We start from the raw sequence: 19,761 nt of genomic DNA on the forward strand, positions 1-19,761 counted from the left end.
CGTCTCCCACAAGGCGGCAATAGCCCTTCCTCCGGCGGTATCCGAAGCATTAAAAAGCCGCCCGCAGAACGCGGGCAGCGAGAAGAGCGAAGCGGCAGCTCTTAAAAGTAGCTCATGCTCTCCGGTCTTAGAATTCGGTTCAGAGCCTCCATGAAGAAGTAATCCCCCCAGATGACGCACTCGTCCACTCCGCTGTTTTTACAGGTATTAAAGGGAGTTTTCTTCGCATAAGTGCCGTGGAGGAGCTGTCCGTCGGACTGCCGCCTGTCCTTCACCTGGTAGTGATCGATCAGGCTCTTCAGCAGCTTCTTCGAAAGAGAGCTGTAGTACTCCGCCTCCTCCCGGGGGAGATATTTGCTCATCTCCAGAAAACCACAGGCCGCGATCGCAAGAGAGGAGGAATCCCGCGGCTCTTCCTGATCCCCGTCTCCAAAGAAGAGATCCCAGTAGGGACAGAGGTCCTCCGGAAGGTGAGAGAGAAAATACGCGGAAATCCTTCGAAAATCCCGAAGATAATCGGCATTTTTCGTATTCCTGTACGCAATCGCCGTGCCATAGATCCCCCAGCTCTGCCCTCTCGCCCAGGCCGAGCCGTCCTGATAGCCCTGGCAGGTCGCGCCGTGCGAAAATTCCCCGCTCTTTGGGTCAAAGAAGAGGGTATGCCAGCTGGACCCGTCCTCCCGGAGGATGTGCCGCATGGTGGTTTCCGTGTGCATCTCCGCGATCTCCCGGTATTCGGCTCTCCCGCTCTCCTCGGACGCCCAGTACAGAAGGGGAAGGTTCAAAAGGCAGTCGATGATCAGCCTGGCATTTCCCTCGCTCCGCATCTCTCCCCAGGCCTGAATGTATCTCCCCTCCGCGCGGTAGCGGGATTTCAGCTGCTCCGCTGCAAGGAGTGCGGTCTCCCTCGCTGTCCTGTTTCCCGTTAAGCGCCATGCGTAGACACAGGAAGGAAGGAAGAGGAAGCCCATATCGTGATGATCGATATAATGCCGCTCCTCCATCCTGCGGGAAAAGGAAAGAACCGCCTTCTCCCCCTCCGAGAGGAGAAAGTTCTTTTTCTCCGGATCCTTCTCGTAATCATAGGAGATCCAAAGCTCCCCTGTCCAAAAGCCGCTCGTCCAGTCCGTATTTTTCCCCGTCGGGTAGAATCCGCCCACGCTGTTGGCCTCGGGAAAGGCCCCCTGATAGAGCCGGAGATTATCCTCTGTCTGCTTTACGGCCCTGTCCATGGCCCCTTCCAGCTCCTCGAAAGAGGCCTCCTCCCGCTCCCTGAGCGCCGCTTCCCCGATCCACTTTTCCATTCCTATCCTCTCCTCACTCTCTGTCCTTCTTCGTCCTTCTCTATGCTTTTCGCCCCGCTTCGCATGAGGATCAGATCTAAAGCAAAAGGACGATCGAATTTATCTCACTTCCCGTTTTCACAGGCTATCACAGGGCATTTTCCAGCTCCTATAGAGAAGGGTCGATTTTATCTCACTCCCAGCTCTCAAAGGCTGTCACAGGCTGTCTCCCAGCTCCTAGAGAAGCCGTCCTGCTGTCGGCGGAGCCAGTCCATGACCTGCCCCTCCAGCTCCTTCATCAGATCCCGTCTCTCCTCTTCGCTCTCCTCCCTCTCCTCCAGGGGATGCTTTCTGAGGTCATAGAGATGCCGCCTCGCCTTCTCCCCCGGATGATAGCCGAGCTCCATGATATAGGTATAGTCCTGCGTCCGGATCCCCCTCCAGCCAAAGTCCTGAGGGCGCAGGCTCTCCCGGGCAAATTCCTCCACAAGCTCCAGCCTCCCGGGGCAGGCGCAGAGAAAACAGACCCGCTCCCTGTCCTCGAGCTCCTCCGTCAGATAGCGGGAGAGGTCTCCCCCCTCTACCGTATCCGGAACCGGGATATCCAAGAGGGAGAGCACCGTCGGCATGATGTCCTGACTGCCGATGCAGGTACGGCATCTGTCCTTCCGGTTCTCCGGGATATGTATCACAAGCGGAATCCTTATGGCCTCCTCGTACCAGACGTGCTTTCCCATCAGGCCGTGCGAGCCCATCATATCACCGTGGTCTGCGGAGAGGACGACGATGCTCTTCTCGTAGAGACCGCTCTCCTTCAGGAAATGAAGGATCCGTCCGAACTGTTCATCCAGCCCCGTGATAGCCGCGTAGTACTGCCTTGTGGTCAGGCGGAGCTCCTCCTCGCTCATCTCGCTCCTCTCCCCCGTGTGGTGGTGGAGTCCCTTCAGGCTGATATTCTTTTTTAGAGCCACATCGTCGTACTGCTTCAGATAGCGCTCCGGGACCTCCGAATAGATGCTGTGGGGCGGATTCCATGAGAGGTAGAGAGCAAAGGGCCTTTCATCCTTCCCCTGCTTCTCAAGATACGAAATCACTTCATCCGTCTCATACTCCGGAGACCACTTTCCGGGACAGATCATTGTATCGTCATCTCTCCAGTAATGGGGTGAGAGATGATGATCGTAGGTCCCGTAGGAGCACCAGTAATCAAAGCCGTGCCTTCGGATCCCCGGAGGCGTGTAGGCATCCCAGTCCCTCGCGCCGGAGGCGGGAGCGGGGCAATGGTTTTGCTCCGGCTCATCCAGATGCCATTTCCCGATATAGGCCGTCCGATAGCCCTGCCCCTTCAGAACCTGTGCGATGCAAAGCTCCTCATCCCGAAGCCTCAGCGGAAGCCCCCTCTTGCAGTTTGTATAAAAGCCTGCGCTGAGCGGATATTTCCCCGTCATCAGACTCGCCCTGTGCGGGGAGCAGACGGGAAAGGTGCTGAAGGCGTGGTCGCAGTAGGTGGACTCCTCGCAGAAGCGGTCCATATTCGGAGTATATACCGGATCCTCTCCGGCAAAGCCCATCGCACCGGCTCTCCATTGATCCGCGAAGATAAAGATCAGATTCCTTCCGTTTGCCAAGATAAGACCTCCTCTCCTCTGCTTCCTCTAGCCCTTGATGCCTCCGCTGATCCCGCCGATGATCTTCTTCGAGAGGAAGAGATAGAGGATAAAGGTCGGCAGGAAGACAATGATGACCGAGGCGAAGAGACCGGCCCATTCCCCGCTGTACTTCATCCCGTTGATCATGGAGAAAAGTCCCAGTGCCACCGGACGGAGCGCATCGGAATTCACGAAGAGGAGCGAGAGAAAATATTCGTTCCATATCGCGATGAAGTTAAAGATCGTCACCGTGCTGATCCCGCCTCTTGCGAGAGGAAATACGATCCTCCAGAAGGTTTCGATGGGGTGACAGCCGTCGATCGCCGCGGCCTCCTCATAGGATTTCGGAATATTGGAAAAATACGTCCCGAGAAAGGTGGTCGTATAGGGGATCTTCGCCGCGACAAAGAGAAGAATCAGTATGATTCTATTGGAGGAGGGGTGCTTCAGCAGCCCCGCCCTCGCCACAACAGTATAGATCGGAATGATGACCATGACGATCGGAACCCCCATCGCCGCGGCGAGGGAGGAGCGGATCCAGCGCCTTCCCGGGAACGTAAAGCGCTCCAGAGCATAGGCGTAGGGGGCGCTGATCAGGATGAGAAGCGCGCAGGACACGCAGGCATAGAGAAGGGAATTCCCGAAGAAAACGGAGACATTCGAGCTGACCCACGCCTTGACATAGTTTTCGAAGTGAAAGCCCGTCGGAAATTTCAGCACCTCTCCGGAGAAGATCTCCGCCGTGGTAGACAGGCTCGCCGCGAGGACCCAAAAGAGCAGCGCCGCGGTAAAAAGAACCCAGGCGATGAGCACAAGATAGCCCGGTAAAAGTCTCAGCTCCCTCCCAAGATGAAGAGTCGAACCCCCTTTTTTCTCGATCGCTCTCATTCCCGTTTTCTCCATTTTTCCCCTCTCTTCCCGGATCTCCTCCGATGGGCAGTCCCCGTCTTAATACTCCAAATCATCATCCTTCAGCAGGCGGTTCGTCAGCTGGAATACAAAGAGAACGAAGAGACTCAGTATGATCCCGATCGCTGCGCCGCTTCCGGCGTCCCTTGAGATGGCATCCACGCTTTCCGCACCGAAGAGCTTGACATACAGATAGACCATGGGCACCACCGTGGAGGTGTCCGGCGTCAGAGGCGAGAAAAGCTGTGACCAGACGAAGAAGCCGGAGATGCTGATCGACCACATCACGATATTGGTCTTCAGGATCCCCCGGAGGAGGGGCAGTGTGATATGGAAAAACTGCTCTCTCCTCCCGGCCCCGTCAATGCACGCTGCCTCGTAATATTCCCTGCCGATCCTCTCGATTCCGCTGATCCAGATCAGCATATGATGCCCGATCATCCCAAAGCAGTAGGACAGAAGGAGAGCCCAGAACTTATGCTCCCCGTCCAGCCATTGGAGCTCCGCCAGCTGCTTCAGGCCGACCGCCCGGAAAAAATGAGTCAGGAAGCCGTAGCTTGGGTTAAAGACATACTGGATCCACATCGTCGCCATCGCGACGGCGCTGATGACATTGGGAAGGTAGATGGCCGCCTGGAAAAAGGACTTTCCCCGGATCCCGCTGCTCAGGATGACCGCAAGGAGCAGGGATATCGTCAGGGTGATCAGCCCTCCCAAGGTCCAGATTTTCAGTAAATTCCAGATCGACTGCCGAAAGAGGCTTGCCGAAAAAAGCGAGCGGTAATTCCCGAGGCCGTTGAAATGCCAGCGGGAAACCGGATCGGTGATTTCCATGATGGAGAAAAAGCTCATGAACACCGTCCGGATGAGGGGATACACGAACATTCCCAGAAAGAGTATCGTCCCCGGAAGCGTAAATGCCAGAAGCATCGCCCTGTTTCGTTTCATCTGTCCGTCCCCCTCTTCCCGCGGCCTTCCTTATTTCGCCGCAGCCTCCATATTCTTCGCAAATTCCTCCGCCGTGAGCTTCCCGGCGTAGAGCTTCATCAGATTTTCCTTGAGCGCCGGCGTGAGCTCGGGATTGTTTTCCGCACCGCCGGAGATCGCGAAGATCTCTGTGCAGTTCTCAAAATACGGCTTTACATCCTTGAGCTGCTCCGGCCAGGACTGGTTTTCCTTGTCCGCCGGAAGTCCGATCGTCTCCTTCGCGAGCATCGCATCGTACTCTCCCCGCGTGATCTTTTCGATCAGAGCGAAGGCCGCCTCCGGATTTTTGCACTTCGAGGTGATTCCGAAGCTCTGCGCCCCGATCACCATGGCGTTCTCCCCGTTGATCCCGTCCGGGACCTCCGGATAGTTGAAAAATCCCCACTCAAAGTCCGGCCCCGTAATGCCCTTCACCTCGTTGGGAAGCCATGTTCCCACACAGTACATTGCGACCTTCCCCGTAGCGAACTCCGTGTTCTGTCCCGTCGGCCAGACATTGGAACCGACCATGGAGGAGAAGTATCCCTTCGATGCCAGATCCTGGAAAGCGCCCGCGGCCTTGAGCACCGCCTCCTGATCCCAGCCTCCGTCCTTGACGAGCTTCTTCACCTGATCTGTCCCGATGAGCCTCGCCAGATGGATTCCGAAGGCCTGCGGCGCGTAGGCGTCGTCTGTGGTCAGCGGCGTGATGCCGGCGGCCTTCAGCTTCTCACAGGCGTCGAGGAACTCCTGCCAGTTCTTTGGAACCGTCTCGATGCCGGCCTGCCGGAAGAGCTTTTTGTTGTAGAGATATCCGTTCGCCTTGAACTGATAGGGAATCTCCCTCAGCTTTCCGTCCTCATAATAGCTTCTGCTCAGCGCCATCATGGTGGGATTCGTGCCCGCCTCATAGTTATGGGACTTAACCAGCTCCTCAAGGTCAATCACGCGGTCTCCGTAATTGCTCTTATTGCCCTGCCCATCGAAAAGATCCACCTGCTGGTCCGCGTCCAGAGCGGGGATCAGACCCTCCTTGATTCCCTTCCGGCCCTTAAATTCCAGGTCGACCTCTATGCCGCTCTCCTTCTCATAGGCCTCCACCGCCTTTGTGATGACCACGCCCTGCGGCTCTGTGGCCTCCCAGTTCGACCAGTAGACGAGCTTCTCTCCCTTTCCGGACTGCGCGGCCTCCGACTTTTCCGTCCCCGCCTCTCCGGAAGCGGCATCCGTCTTCGCCTCCGTCGTCTTTCCGCTCTGCTCCCCGCTGCCTCCGCAGCCGGAAAGCAGGTTCATGGCGAGCACGGCACAAAGCAGCGCTCCCGCAAATCTCTTTTCATTTTTTTTCATAATAACTCCTTCCTTATAGATAATCCCGGAGAATTCCGGGCCCTCCGCATCCGCTTTCCTTTTTTCTGACTTTATTCCTTTTTTCCTGTTTGCTCACTTCTCTGTTCCTTATTCCCAGCTCTTTTTTTTTCTTTTCCTGCCTTCTTCTCTTACTTCCTTCTTTTTTCCTGCTTTCTTCTTTTCTTACTTTCTTGCTTTTTTACTTTTTACTTTTTCCCCTGCTCCCCGTTCCCTTACTCCTTTTTTATAGCTGTCGCTCGATTTCCTTACTCTCTCCGCGGCATTCTGCCTCCGATATCCTCTTACTCTCTCAACCTCCACGGCGTGTGGAAGTCCAGATTTGCCTTCATAACGATGTCGATCGGCTGAGGGGAACAGCGGCGTCCCGGAAGGCCCTTCATGATCTGATCGCTGATCAGCTGAAAAGCGCGGTAGCCCTTCTGATAAGCCGCCTGATCGATCACCGCGTCCATCCGCCCCTGCCGAAGCAAAAGGATGCTCTCCTCATTGAGATCGGTCCCCAAAAGCCGGATCTGTCTTCTCCTTCCGCTCTTTTCGATCGCCTCTACAATGGCCCGGTTATCGTGTGAAGTCAGGGCATAGACCGCGCTGACCTCCCCCTTTTCCCGGAGCCTCTTCGCCATATTTTCGCAGAGCGGCACATTGGATTCCCGCTCTCTCGAATATCCCTCAATGATCTCCTCTCTTAAGTCCGGCCTCCTCTCCCGAAGAGCCGCGATAAAGCTTTCCCTCTTCCTCTCGTGAACCGCAGAATCCAGTCTTCCGCTGGAGAGAAGAACGGAGGAGTTCTCCGCGGCGACCAAAGAGACAAAGTCCGCCGCGACAGCACCGCTTATCGTCTCATTCGACGGAATGCAGCTGACATCGCTAAGCTCTTCGGGATCATCGTCGATCACGAGGACGGAGACTCCCGTCCCGGAAATCCTCCGCACAAGATCGAAAATCCGCTCATTCCTCGTAAAGAAAAAGGTAATAAGCCCGGCGTATTCCCCGCTCTCCGAATGCAAAAGCCTCTCCAGGATCCGCTCCTGCTCTCTCTCATCCTCGCAGATCAGCCTCTCCGTCTCTATATTCAGATAGCGGAGCTCCTCCGCACTGTCGGAAATCCCGAGCCAGAGATAGTTAAAATACAGGTTGAGCGTGCCGTGATCCCTCGGAAGAACGATGCCGATCCTTGAGATCCCTCTCTTCATGCTGGCCGCGGCATAATTTCGGATATAGCCCATCTCATCCGCCGTCCGGATCACCTTCTCTCTGAGGCTCTCACTGACCCCGCTCTTCCCGCTGAGCGCCCGGTGGACAGAGACCGCGGAAACACCGAGGCGCCTGGAAATATCCTTAAGCCTTATCTTCCCCCCGCGTTTATCCTCTCTCTGCCTCATCCAGCCCTCTCCGCACTCACATCAAGCTTTATCTCTATCAAATACTTAGATTTACTTGCATCAGCATCAGCACTAATGTAAACATCCGCATTAACGTAAACGTTTACGTTAATTGTATTGTCATTTTCCCCTCATGTCAATTCATTTTTTTAAATTTTGAGATATAATTCCAGTGTCGAAAGTCCTTCCTTCACGACGTGCCTGCACGGGAGGGAAGGAAGGACTTTATGACACGCCTCTCTATGAGCATGAAGCGGGGATACCCCGCGAAATGCGAATAGAAGGCTGCATGGTGTGAGCTGCTCCGCAGCGAACCCATGCGGAATTATCCTTTCAGGCCGAGCTCGAAAGTCCTCCCTTCACGACGTGCCTCTGCACAGGAGAGAAGGAAGGACTTTATGACAGCTCTCTTGGAAATTATATTTTGGTTTATAGAGTATTAAGCTATTTTCCAATATACGCCTTCAGCGCTTGAATTTTATGGTTATTATCGGTATGTATTATCTGACTATATGCACTCGTAGGAATCGCTGATCTCAGCCGCTCCTGCGCTTCAGAAAAGCCGGATATCAGTTTGCGCAGTTCTGTCTTGCTTATGCCAATCAGTTTTAACTGATAAATCAAAAGTACCAGATAATCTGTTATCGTATCGAAAGTAATCCCCGAGACATTCACTGCATTTGAAATGGCATTGCTCATCTGTTTATCAATGCTACCAGTCTTAAATCTTGTATCAAACACCACATCATTATGTGCAATGGCATTCCTCAGATCCTTAGTGGTATAGATTAGGCGCTGAGTCATCATTGAATTTGTGTCATCAGACTGTTGAATCCTGAGCTTAGTTGAAATTCTCTTTCTGCAGTGTTTGTTCAGGCAAGAAACAAAATGCCCAAACTCCCCGAGGCTAAGTAATTCAAAAATCCCCCAGATGGGAAGTGGTTTATCTTTCGACAAGAAATGATGGGCGATCTTATTATCATTTTTGAAAGCATTAGCCTGGACACCATAAATTCTGTTTCTCAGGTCAAGGCGCCTTTGAAGCTCTTTTTTGAATTTATCCTCGGCTCGTTTTCTATCTTGAAGCGTACGATATTTTGTCCCAGTTGTTGAATAGCACTTATAATTATCCAGCAGTTTAGAATAGACATCAGAAAAGCTGTCCGATTGTACGCTCTCAACAATAACCTCCAACACGTAGTTTTTTAAAGCCGTTTCAATCTGCATTACATATGGATAAAACAAAGCCTTTAGCTGCATATCGAAATCATAAACTGCAATTAGTTCCTCAAATTGCGTAAAAGGAGCACGATTAGCAGGTTTATCTATATAGCGATAACCTTTATATCCATGATAATAGCCTATATTCATCAGTTTTTGCTTCTGGGAAGAACCAGAAATATTGAGTCCCTTCGTATCACGAAGATACTTCATCAAACCATTTATTGTTTTAGGTTTATTTGACATCGAAAAACCTCTCAGTAATTTTTAGCAAAAAAGAAGGCCGGACGCATCCAACCTTCCTAAGTACGCTCCGCAGAGACGCACCGCAATTCACGTTTATAGTATAATGCAGGGCAGGCAAAAAGGCAATGGGAATCTCTCTTGACAGCGAAAGTTTACTGTAGAGTGCGATAGCGGAAAATCCACCAACGATGCGGAAAAGTGTCTGCGTAATCGCGATAAGCATAATCCTCTGAGCGTCTTCTTGCGCTCTTCGCAGCTCATGAATATAATTAGATTCTAACTGCAATTTATGCCATAATTCAGCTTATGAACAGCGCATCCTAAGGCAAAGATCTCCGGAGGTAATGTCATGCTCTCCCTTTTGCTGAAGCCGGTCTCCGGCCTTTGCAATATGAACTGCTCCTATTGCTTCTATCGGGATGAAATCTCCCAAAGAAACTCCGGGAATTCCGGAATCATGTCGGAAAAAACACTGGAAAATATCCTGAAAAGGGCACTGGACTACAGTCCGGATGCCCTGCTCCTCGGCTTTCAGGGCGGAGAGCCCCTGCTCCGGGGGCTTCCCTTTTATGAAAGGCTGATCGAGCTGGAGGAAAAGCAGGGAAAAAAAGGCCGGAGGATTCAGCACAGCCTCCAGACAAACGGCCTTTTGCTGGATGAGGCCTGGTGTCGCTTTTTCAAAAGGCATCATTTTCTCATCGGCCTGTCCCTGGACGGAGTCCGGGAGAGTCACGACAGATACCGAAGAGATCTCTCAGACGCCCCCAGCTATCAGCGTATCCTCGAGAGACTCCGTCTGCTGCAGCGCTGCAGTGTGGATTTCAACCTCCTCACCGTCATACATGAGGACAGCGCCGCCCGGATCACGGAAATCTATCAAAGCTATCGGAAGCTGAACTGTCTCTACCAGCAGTATATCCCCTGCCTGGACCCTCCGGCAGCTTCACATAGGGGATGCGGCTCTTACCTGAGCCCGGAATCCTACGGAAGGATGCTCATAGAGCTCTTTCAGCTTTGGTATGACGATTTTAAGAAAGGAGATCCCCCCCATATCCGAATCTTTGAGAACTATCTCTCTCTCCTCCTCGGCGCCCCTCCGGAGGCCTGCGATATGCTGGGGCACTGCAGCCTGCAGTACACCGTCGAGGCGGACGGCTCTGTCTATCCCTGCGACTTCTACTGCATGGACTCCTATTGCCTCGGGAACCTGAATCGGGATTCCTTCTCCGATCTGAACCGGCGCTTCCGGGATACGGATTTCGTCCAACGCTCTCTTCCCATACCGGAGGAATGCAGACGCTGCTCCTTCTATCCGCTCTGCAGGAACGGCTGCTTTCGCCAAAGGTGCATAGAGGGGGAAGACCCCCGCCCCAGAAACCGTTATTGCAGGAGCTTTCGAATCTTCTTTGAGGCCTGCCTTCCGCAGCTGATCGAGCTCTCCGAGCTTCTGATAGCACAAAGCGAAGGCATGCATAAAGTCCCATAGGACTGCCTAAGCCTCAGGGAGAGAGTCTATCACTCCCAAAGGCTTAGCCTGTGACAGCCCGAAGTCCGGAAAATCGGTATCCGGGACAGCTTCCCGATATCCGTTCCATCCTGCAATACCTCTTCTCCCTTGACTGTCTCCGGAAGAATAAACTAAGCTCTTTATAAGAAAAACAGTCATGCCGGAGATACCGATGCCGCAACAAGTATAAATCCCATGCGGCAGCCGGGGTGGGGACCGTCTCATCTTGCTCGGCAATGCTCCGCCAAAAAGGAGCAGAGAGGCAGAGGCATCATGAAGAAAAGAAGCTCTAATATTGAATTATTGAGAATCACAGCGATGATTATGATCATCGCTTATCACCTGTTCCTTCACTGCATCAAGGCGCAATTAACAGATTCAGGGTCCATTGCGGCTCCGGAGAATGACTGCTTCTGCCATCCCTATTTTTCAAAACGATTATGCATACTGGCTCTCATTTCCCCGATGGGACAGGCGGGAAATGCCATTTTCCTGATGATTTCCGGATATTTCATGGCGCATAAGGACTCGATTGATCTGACCAAGATCTCAAAGAAATTGCTGCTTCAGCTTGGCTTTGCGGCAATGCTGCTGGGCCTTTCATCGATATCCCTTTATACGAATATACATCCCTTTCCGCCCAGGCTGATACCCTTCTCTGTGTTTAACAGCCTGGCCTGGTTTGTCGGATATTATTTTATTGTAATGGTGACCGCGAAGGTATTTTTGAATCAATTTCTGAATAAGCTGGATCGGAAAAATTATCTTATGTTCCTGCTGGTTTTGTTTTCTCTTCTTCAGTTTGGCTGGAGTGCGATCATCCTTTCCAATTTATGCGGAGGGCTGGATGTCATAGCCACCGGCATATTTTTGTACTCCCTGGGCGGCTATATAAGGAAATATAATCCGTTTGAAAATATCCGCTTATGGGCCGTCCTGGCCGTCATCCTCTTGACGGATCTTATCGTTATCGGGAATTTCTATATTCAAACCGCAAGCAATATCCTGGAATACGATGCGGCAGGCGGCGGCGCATTTATCCAGTCCATTCCGGAATATGCGAACAATCATCTCTTCCCGCTTCTTCTCGGGATCGCTGTCTTCGAATTATTCCGAAGAATAAAGCTTCCGAGGAATGGCGTGATTAACTTTATCGGAGCTTCAACATTTATGGTATATCTTCTCCATGACAATGAGTTCGTCTATAAAGCCTGGTGCAGGCAGAATTGGATCACCCTCCTGCATGAAAATGTGATCTCATTTCTGATGATCTACATCATCTGGATCCTGATCACATTTTCGGCCGGCAGCTTATCCTACTGCATATTTTTATTGGGAGGAAGGCTGTTAAAGTTCTGCAAGCCTCTTACGCTAAAAAGAGCTGAGGCAAATGCGGAGAAAGCGTCTCCCGAAAAAGACGCGAAAATATAACCTGATCTAAAAGCATAGCCTGACCTAAAAGCATATCCTGATCTAAAACTACAGCGCGATCTTCTAAAATCTGACAGCCTGCCGTCAGGTATGAGTCTCAATGTCATCCCCCGGTATTGGGATTCCCTCCCCTAGCCGGACGGCTTTAAGCTCTGCATCCACCTCTTCTTCCGGAATACAAGGACAGAGATTCCGAAGCGGACGCATTCCTCCAGAGAGAGGATGAAATAGACATACGGGACCTCAAGCTTCAGGGTGAAGGCCGCAAAGAGTCCGAGGGGAACCCCGAAGATCCAGGTTCCGATGATATCGATGAACATGACATACTTCGTCCTCCCCCCGCTCCGGATGATTCCGCCTCCCAGTATCATATTGAGCACCTTAAAGGGAGCGACCAGCGCATAGGCGATCAGGATCTGAGCGGTGAGAAGCTTCACGGAGTCCCCCACCTGATAGATCCCCGCATAGAGGCGGCTTGTCAGGATAATCAGGACGGAGAGAAGCAGGGAGCCGCTCAGCCCGTAGAGAAGCAATCTCTTCGAGGCGGCGTAGGCTCCCTTATAGTCCTTATTTCCCAGCCTCTTTCCGACGATGACCCCCGCCGCCTGGGACAGGCCGCAGAGCGCGCCGATCATCAGGCCTTGTATGGGTCCGGTTAAAATCATTGCGGCGCTCGCCTCCGTTCTCATATGACCGTAGATCGCGGTATATACATTCTCGCCGAGACTCCACAGAAATTCACAGACCAAAACAGGGAGAAGCATGGCCATATACTGCTTCCAGCGAAAGCTCCCTCTCCGGCGGCTTCCCTTTTCTGTCTGCCCCGCTGCCTCGGCTCCCCTCAGCCGGAAAAACATAAAAAGCATCAGAAGAAAATTCATACCTTGCGAGAGCAGCGTCGCGGCGGCGGCCCCCCTTTCGCCCATCGGGGGAAATCCTGCCTTTCCGAAGATCAGAAGATAGTTCAGCGCGGTATTGAGAAGCGCGGCCGCAATACTCGCATACAGCGGGAGGCGCGCCTTTTCCATACAGCGAAAGAGGACGGAAAGCAGCGTCGCGCCTGCGAGCGGCAGGAAGCTCCCTCCGATGATGAAGAGATATCCGGCTGCCGCTCTCCGGACCCCGGGATCCTTTGTATAAAGCCCCATGATTCTCTCCGGAAAGAAAAGGCAAAGTCCGGAAAAAAGGACTGCCATGCCAAGGCTCAGAAAAAGATTCAGGAGAAAGCTGCGTCTTACCTCAAAGCGGTTTTTCTGACCAATGTATTGAGAGATCATGATCCCCGCGACAGTCCCGACGGCGGAGACCACAACGGAAAAAATAGAGGCGAATTTTCCCGCTATCCCAACAGCTGCGACGCTGACATCGCCGAGCTGTCCGATCATGATCTGATCCACGGCGGAAAAGGAGGACTGCAGGATAGACTGTAAGGCCACCGGCACCGCAAGGCGGCATACCGATGCGAAAAAGGGATGTTTTTCTTTTCTGTCTCTCATAAAATATCCTCCCGGCAGCATATCCCGCCGTTCCTTCTTCTCGTCCTTTTATCCTCTTGTTCTCTTATCCTCTTTTCATTTTACCTTTCCGAATGACAAAGCACAAAGGTTAAGCGCGTAACCACAGCCAAAAATGCGCGCGAAAAATCAGAGGAAATGACGAAATCCCTGCTGTCCGTCCTCTCTCATTCCCCCGCTGCTCTCCCGCTCGATCAAATGCACGGGAATCCGGATCTCCGGCTCCCGAATCCCGCCCTCCTTCAGAGCCAGGAGCTCCTCCAGGGCGAGCCTCGCCCGAAGCGCGGCGTCCTGCCGCAATGTCGTGAGAGAAGGGGAGATCATTTCGGAGAGCGGGATATCATCAAATCCGGCGAGAGCGAGATCCTCCGGGATCCGAAATCCCCTCCCCTTCAGAAAAAAGAGCAGCTCTATCGCATAGTAATCCGATACCGCAAATACCGCTGATGTCCTCCGAAAGCGCTCCTCCATGAGGAGATAGGCGTTACAGCGCTCCTTCTTTCGGATCGGAACCCGCATAAGCTCCGCTCTTCCGGGAGAAAAGCCCTCCTGAAAGCCGTCGATCCTCTCCCGGTCGATCCCGATTTCATTATCGGAAATGCAGATCGCTCTTCTGTGCCCAAGCCTCCGGAAGAGCTCCCCCGCCTGCCTTCCCCCTCCGAAGTTATCGAGACTGATATTGACGATCCGCTCTGTCTTCTCACATAGGCCGTCGTAGACCACAAAGGGAATCCGGATATGCTCCCTCAGATATCGGTAGTCCTGACGGCAAAAGCCGATCACCACCATACCGTCCATATTCCACATAGAGGAAAAGCGCAGGATTTCCTCCGCCCTCTTCGCCTTCTTCACCATCATGAACTGTCCCCGGCTCTCGATCTCCGCAGAGAGATGATTGAGGGAGGAGGCGATAAAGGCATCCTCCAGTGTATGCCCCTCGTACTTCTCATGGTCGTTGAGGAAAACGCCGATGATCCGGGAGGAATTCTGCGAGAGAAGGATTCCGGCCATGCTGGGGATGTAGCGCCGCTCCTCAAGGAGCGCCTGCACTCTCCTCTGCGTCTCATCCGAAACCTTCTTTGTCTTCCCATGGATCACATTGGACACCGTGGCGCTGCTAAGTCCAAGCTCCTCCGCGATATCGCTGATCCTCACTCGCCTTCCTTCCATGACGGAGCTCTGCCTCCTCTCTTTCCCTACTGCCGCTCCCGCTCCTCCGGGGAAAATGCGGATTTATCTTCTTCCTTGCCTCCTGCGGAGATCCTTTCCGTTCCTTCTTATGGGATAGCAAACCTCGACGACCGCCTCCCGCTCCGCTTTCGGCGCGACATGATAGATCGAAAACATGGGGCCGTCCGGCTCATAGTCATTTTCCATCAGCCAGCGAGGGAGGAACCGATTCAGCCCGCGGTAAAAGGACAGCTCCCCCCGCATGGTCACCGTCGCAGCGAGCACCGGGCCCCTGACAGAGATAAAATCCGCGGGAAGCTCTGCCCCGCTCTCTCCCTTTCTCTCCAAAAAAGACGCGGAGATCCCTCTTTGGACCTCGACATCGACCTCTCCTTCCCGGAATTCTCCGTCGTGATAGACCGCGATATTAAAAGGCGGAGAGGAGAAGGAGATGCGCTGCTTCGCGGCATAATCCGAAAGTCTTCTCCAAAGAGCGGATTCCATCTGATAGGAGGCTATCCTCCTACGGAGCCGGACGATCCTCCTCCTCGGAAATTCCTTCACCGTGATATTGAACGCATAGCGACAGCCTTCGTCCTCCAGATGCTTCGACGCCTCCTTCAGAAGCTGAAGCTGCTCTTCTTCCTTTAAGATCTCCGACTCCTTTCGCGCGATCCTCCGAAGAAGAAGCTCTCTGAGTCTCTCCTCGCTTTCATAGTCCTTTAAGATGTCTCCGATCTCCCGAAGACTAAGACCCATGGAGCGGAGCGCCTCGATCCTGTTTGCGAGCACCAGCTGCTCCTCCTTATAATAGCGGTAATTGCTCGCTTCATCGATATAGGCGGGCTCCAGAAGTCCGAGCGCCGCATAATAGCGAAGCGTCCGTATCCCGATATTGGATAATGCAGAGAATTTCCCGATCGGCAGCATGGCGTCCTCCCTCCCTGGGCTTTTATATCCTATAAAATAAAAAGCATAGTCCCGGGAACTTGTCAAATCCTTTCCGCTCGCCTCCGAGCTTTTCCGCCTGAGTTCGAGTTCTTTTCTCTCAGAATCGGAAGTATTTTAAACTCCGAGGCTTTTCCGCCGATCCCTGTCGTTTCCGCTTGACTCTACATCGGATGCAGAGCTTAGAATATTTCCCGAGAAACAAAATATTCCCCGGCGAACAAAAGCTTATGTGAAAGACAAAATCCTTCTCGGAAGGAAAGGAGAGGTCCAGCGCCTTCTTTATTAAAAAATGCGGAAAGGAGAGAAAAGATGAGTACAATCTGCGAGGAATGCTATTCCGAGAGGAGACGAATCACACCTTTGATCGAGCCCCGGCACTGTCTGGAAAAGCATCTACAGTACATCTGCGGATCCTGCGGCAGATGCATCTGCATCGACCGGGATGAAAAGAGGGGACTACAGCGATGGAACTTCCCCTTCCGCTCCCTGGAAATCGCAGGGCTCTATCTCCGCACTGCGGATGTGAGCCGAAAAAAGTCCTGCGGGATTTATGAGATAACTTCTCCCGGAGGCAGAAGCTCCTTTAAGATCTTCTGCGACTCTGAGGATCTCCGGGAATATCTTAGAAAAAACAAAGGGAAGCACTGTAAATCCATGGAGGCGCTGCTCACGATGAGCCCCTATCGGGAATTTCCGGACTCCCAAATCAGAAGGCTCTCTTCGGAAGAGGTGGAACGGTATCTGAAGGAGCAGCAGGAAGAGAAAAAGACGGATAAGACGGATAATACAAGGAGAAGAAAAGGATAAGAGAAAGGGAAAGGAACAGCGGAAAAGAAGAGGAGAGAAAGGAGAAGAAGAAATGGAGCAAAAATTCGTCTCTCACTGCACGGAGCTAAAGGGGAGTCATTATGCGATAGGCTACCAGCTCGGCCTTCTGGTACATTCTCTGGCCCCCTTAAGAGAGCGGCTTCTCTCCGAGAGCAGGCCGATCAGCGAGAGGAAACTAAAGCGCCTGAAGGATATCTTTCGCTCGTATTGCCCGGGGCTAAATGAAGAGCTGCAGGGCTTTTCGGATGCCAATGAGATTTGCAGCTCCCAGGTTCTCTATTATGCGGCAAGCTGTATCTCCCCCGGATGCAGCCAGCTCGTCCTGTCTCCAAAGCTCACGGAAAACGGCCATGTCTATCTGGCTAGGAATTATGATTATTTTCCGGAAATGGATGATTGGGTCCTCTGCAGGACAATGGTAAAAGGGCGCTATGCTCATCTTGGGACAAATATCATGCAGTTTGGCCGGGGAGAGGGCATCAATGAGCACGGACTCGCCATAGGCTGCAGCGCACTTCCCCCCTTCGATAAAAAAGAGTTCGCGGTCGAGGGACTGCAGTTCTGGGCCGTCACCCGAACCATCCTGGAGAATACAAAAAATGTCGAGGAAGCGCTGTGCCGAATGAAAGAGATCCCCATCGCCTGCAATGCCAACTTTCTCCTCGCTGACAAAGACGGAGAGCTGGCGATTTTTGAGAGCTTTGAGGGCCGGAAGGCATTTTTCCGCATGGAAAGGGAAAATCCCGAGGGCTTTCTCGCCGCCGCAAATCATGCCCATCTTGACGCCATAATCCGCCTTTCCCCCTTCGCCATGAAGCATTCCGTTCAAAGGATGAGGATCCTCCGGAGCTATCTCGAGAAAAAGCCTGTCTCTTCGGATAGACTTCGCTCTCTTCTTTTGACGGATTTTCCGGACGGATGGAAAATGAGCTATTATCCATGCTCCTTTGGGACATTAAAGAGCATGATCTTTGATTTAAATGAGGCCTCCCTGGAGATCTGCTGGGGAGGGCTCTCCGAGAATCGCTGGGAGCGCCATTTCCTGAGGGAAGAGCTCCCGGATTCCGAGCGGGAAATCAAAATCATCGACCGCCCCTGCCCGGAGGATTTCTCCGAGTCCGTGCGGCTTTCTCCTAAGGACGAAGGCTTCTCCCTTCCGCCGCGCAGTTAACCGCTCAGAACCCCCGCCCGACAAGACGAGCTCCTGATCGCTGTAAAACGGGAACGTGCTACCACAAAAAGGTAAAAACGAGCACTGCACAGGGCCGCGAAAAGGGAAGCTGCAAATATCCCCTTTCGCGGCCTTACTCCTCCTACAGCGCCACGGGCCTTTTCTCCCGGAAGGACTTCGTCGTCGCGAAGCTGAGCTCTGTGGCTCTCGTCCCGTCATAGACGGAGACCTCCGGCTGTTCCCCGCTCCTCACGCAGCGGATAAACTCCTGCATCTCATTTCGGTAGGCCTCCCGGAACCTCTCCGGAAATCCCTCGACGCACTCCGTCACGACGCCGCGTTTATCGTAGAGAAGCGCGAGATTCTTCGCCGGTGTCGGGCTGATCCGGATGCTTCCCTCCGTCCCGACGATCTCCGTCTCGATATGGTAGCCGTGGGCGGCTGTCCTCCCCACGTGCAGCATACCGATCGCGCCGTTTCGAAACTGGTAGAGCGCGCAGCCCGTCTCCACATCCCCCGCCTCCGGAAACTCCGGATGCTTGAAATTCGCACCCAGGGCATAGACCTCTCTGGCCTCGCTCCCCAAAAACCAGCGCATAAGATCGATGTCATGAGAGGCCATGTCGATATACAGTCCTCCGCTTGTGGGAGCGAAGCGGATCGCGCCCTCCACAGCGCTCTCCGGATCGATGCCGGTGGCTTTCACCAAATAGGGCCTTCCGATCGCGCCCTCCGAGATCTTTTTCTTCGCGTAGAGATAGGAGGGATCGAAGCGCCGCATGAAGCCGAGGAAGAAGATCCGGTCCGGATGCGCCTCCACGGCCTTCTCCGCCTCTTTGCATTCCTCTACATTGACACCGAGGGGCTTCTCCGTGAAGACATGCTTCCCGCACTCCAGGGCCTTTTTCAGCTCCTTGCAGTGGAGAGGACTGCTGGTCACGATGACCACGGCGTCCAGCTCCGCCTTGGAAAGCATCTCGTCGTAGTCGGAAAAGACGGACTCTGCCCCCAGGCGGTCTCTCGCAAAGGAGAGCTCCTCCGAGACGATGGAGCAGGCCGCTGTGAGCCTGACCCCGGGGATATGGAAGGCCAGATTCTCCGCGTGGACCTTCCCGAGTCTCCCGAGCCCCGCGATGCCGACTCTGATCTCCTTCATGCTTTTTTCCCTCCCTTCTCCTGTCCTGCCTCCTTCTGCCTCTTATTCCGCTGCATTCTCTCCCTCGTCACATCCAGAAGGACCGCCCCGATAATCACAAGGCCGAGGACCAGATTCTGCCACGCGGACGGCACGGAGAGCAGGGTGAAGCCGTTTCGGAGCACCGCGATGATCAGCGCGCCCAGCATGGTCCCCACCATGGTTCCCTTTCCGCCCATAAAGGAGGCGCCTCCGATGATGCAGGCCGCGATGGCATCCGTATCGTAGGGCTGGATCGCATTCGCTCCGTTGCAGATCCCGGAGCGCCCGATGGAGACGATCCCCGCAAAGCCCGCCATGAGGCCTGACATAATATAGCAAAAGGTCAGCACATTCTCCGCATGAATGCCGGAGAGCCGGGTCGCCTCCATATTTCCACCCGCGCAGTAGATCGACCTTCCGAGCGCCGTCCTGGTCAGGAGGATATGCATCAGGATATAGATGAAGAGGACTACCAGAAAGCTGATGGGAAATCCCCCCAGGATCGTCGCTGAACCGAGGAGCATGATCCCCTCCGCTCCGGTATTGCTGAAGCTGATCATCTGAGAGGCCGTGATGATGAGGGCCGCTCCCCAGAGCACGTTCTTCATGCCAAGCGTCGACACAAAGGGGTGGGGGAGATGAAGTCTTGTGAGAAGCAGCCCGTTGATCAGTCCTATCGTCCCGCTCACAGCGAGGACGGAGAAGAACAAAACGATGGGATTATGCACGCCGAGCCTCACCATCGCACCGGCCACACAGGCGCCGAAGGTCGCGGTAGCCCCCACGGAGAGGTCGATCCCCGCCGTAATCAATGTCAGGAGCATCCCGGTGGAGAGCAGCGCGTTAAAGGAGGTCTGCTTCAGGATGGACATCAGATTCGTCTTGTCCAGAAAATTCGGCGAAGCGATGGAGAGCGCCGCACAGAGGATGATCAGAGCGGCAAAGGTTCCGATATAATTCGTAAGTCCGTTCCATTTATTTTTCATCA

Annotated in this window: 16 protein-coding genes; 4 read left to right on the forward strand and 12 right to left on the reverse strand. The window is 53.5% G+C overall.

From position 1 onward, the window contains the following. Positions 1-101: 101 nt before the first annotated feature. The 7 genes from HMPREF1986_RS06310 to HMPREF1986_RS06340 form a co-directional block, all read right to left on the reverse strand. Complete coding sequence (locus HMPREF1986_RS06310; protein WP_021773973.1) at positions 102-1,304, reverse strand: glycoside hydrolase family 88 protein; 1,203 nt, start codon at positions 1,302-1,304, stop codon at positions 102-104. A gap of 185 nt (positions 1,305-1,489) precedes the next feature. Next, positions 1,490-2,911 carry a sulfatase family protein gene (locus HMPREF1986_RS06315; RefSeq protein ID WP_021773974.1) on the reverse strand — a complete coding sequence of 474 codons (1,422 nt, stop codon included), beginning with the start codon at positions 2,909-2,911 and terminating at the stop codon, positions 1,490-1,492. A 27-nt stretch (positions 2,912-2,938) separates the two neighbouring features. After that, entirely contained in the window at positions 2,939-3,820 is an 882-nt protein-coding gene (locus HMPREF1986_RS06320) for a carbohydrate ABC transporter permease (protein ID WP_036599622.1), read from the reverse strand. Positions 3,821-3,880: 60 nt separating this feature from the next. Further along, the gene (locus HMPREF1986_RS06325; protein ID WP_021773976.1) at positions 3,881-4,789 is read right to left on the reverse strand and encodes a carbohydrate ABC transporter permease; all 909 of its coding nucleotides are present in this window, start codon (positions 4,787-4,789) and stop codon (positions 3,881-3,883) included. A gap of 30 nt (positions 4,790-4,819) precedes the next feature. Then, entirely contained in the window at positions 4,820-6,154 is a 1,335-nt protein-coding gene (locus HMPREF1986_RS06330; RefSeq protein WP_021773977.1) for an ABC transporter substrate-binding protein, read from the reverse strand. Between the two features lie 302 nt (positions 6,155-6,456). Beyond that, a complete protein-coding gene (locus tag HMPREF1986_RS06335; RefSeq protein WP_021773979.1) occupies positions 6,457-7,557 on the reverse strand; it encodes a substrate-binding domain-containing protein in 1,101 nt (366 codons plus the stop codon). A gap of 444 nt (positions 7,558-8,001) precedes the next feature. After that, positions 8,002-9,024: an Abi family protein gene (locus HMPREF1986_RS06340; protein ID WP_036599574.1), complete on the reverse strand. Its 1,023-nt coding sequence runs from the start codon at positions 9,022-9,024 to the stop codon at positions 8,002-8,004. 349 nt (positions 9,025-9,373) lie between these two features. On the opposite strand from HMPREF1986_RS06340, the gene HMPREF1986_RS06350 reads away from it, so the two are divergent. Together HMPREF1986_RS06350 and HMPREF1986_RS06355 are read left to right on the forward strand one after the other, a co-directional pair. Then, positions 9,374-10,510 carry a radical SAM/SPASM domain-containing protein gene (locus HMPREF1986_RS06350; RefSeq protein ID WP_021773983.1) on the forward strand — a complete coding sequence of 379 codons (1,137 nt, stop codon included), beginning with the start codon at positions 9,374-9,376 and terminating at the stop codon, positions 10,508-10,510. Positions 10,511-10,804: 294 nt separating this feature from the next. Beyond that, entirely contained in the window at positions 10,805-11,962 is a 1,158-nt protein-coding gene (locus HMPREF1986_RS06355) for an acyltransferase family protein (RefSeq protein WP_196806115.1), read from the forward strand. 131 nt (positions 11,963-12,093) lie between these two features. Here the strand turns inward: HMPREF1986_RS06355 and HMPREF1986_RS06360 are convergent, their stop codons facing one another. The 3 genes from HMPREF1986_RS06360 to HMPREF1986_RS06370 all read right to left on the reverse strand — a co-directional run bounded on the left by HMPREF1986_RS06360 (position 12,094) and on the right by HMPREF1986_RS06370 (position 15,576). Further along, the gene (locus HMPREF1986_RS06360) at positions 12,094-13,458 is read right to left on the reverse strand and encodes an MATE family efflux transporter (protein ID WP_051273886.1); all 1,365 of its coding nucleotides are present in this window, start codon (positions 13,456-13,458) and stop codon (positions 12,094-12,096) included. 147 nt (positions 13,459-13,605) lie between these two features. Beyond that, complete coding sequence (locus tag HMPREF1986_RS06365; RefSeq protein ID WP_021773987.1) at positions 13,606-14,646, reverse strand: LacI family DNA-binding transcriptional regulator; 1,041 nt, start codon at positions 14,644-14,646, stop codon at positions 13,606-13,608. A 63-nt stretch (positions 14,647-14,709) separates the two neighbouring features. Further along, a complete protein-coding gene (locus HMPREF1986_RS06370) occupies positions 14,710-15,576 on the reverse strand; it encodes a MerR family transcriptional regulator (protein WP_021773988.1) in 867 nt (288 codons plus the stop codon). 339 nt (positions 15,577-15,915) lie between these two features. Here HMPREF1986_RS06370 and HMPREF1986_RS06380 point away from each other — a divergent pair, with 339 nt between their 5' ends. Then, positions 15,916-16,404: a hypothetical protein gene (locus HMPREF1986_RS06380; RefSeq protein ID WP_036599625.1), complete on the forward strand. Its 489-nt coding sequence runs from the start codon at positions 15,916-15,918 to the stop codon at positions 16,402-16,404. Between the two features lie 52 nt (positions 16,405-16,456). Beyond that, positions 16,457-17,596 carry a C45 family autoproteolytic acyltransferase/hydolase gene (locus HMPREF1986_RS06385; RefSeq protein ID WP_021773991.1) on the forward strand — a complete coding sequence of 380 codons (1,140 nt, stop codon included), beginning with the start codon at positions 16,457-16,459 and terminating at the stop codon, positions 17,594-17,596. A gap of 142 nt (positions 17,597-17,738) precedes the next feature. Here HMPREF1986_RS06385 and HMPREF1986_RS06390 read toward each other — a convergent pair whose 3' ends face one another. Further along, positions 17,739-18,752: a Gfo/Idh/MocA family protein gene (locus HMPREF1986_RS06390; protein WP_021773992.1), complete on the reverse strand. Its 1,014-nt coding sequence runs from the start codon at positions 18,750-18,752 to the stop codon at positions 17,739-17,741. Continuing rightward, positions 18,749-19,759, reverse strand: a complete 1,011-nt coding sequence (locus HMPREF1986_RS06395; protein ID WP_021773993.1) for an ABC transporter permease — start codon at positions 19,757-19,759, stop codon at positions 18,749-18,751. The genes HMPREF1986_RS06390 and HMPREF1986_RS06395 overlap by 4 nt, the downstream gene beginning before the upstream one ends. Between the last annotated feature and the right edge of the window lie 2 nt (positions 19,760-19,761).

The sequence above is a fragment of the Oribacterium sp. oral taxon 078 str. F0263 genome, assembly GCF_000469565.1.
Classification (GTDB): Bacteria; Bacillota; Clostridia; order Lachnospirales; family Lachnospiraceae; genus Oribacterium.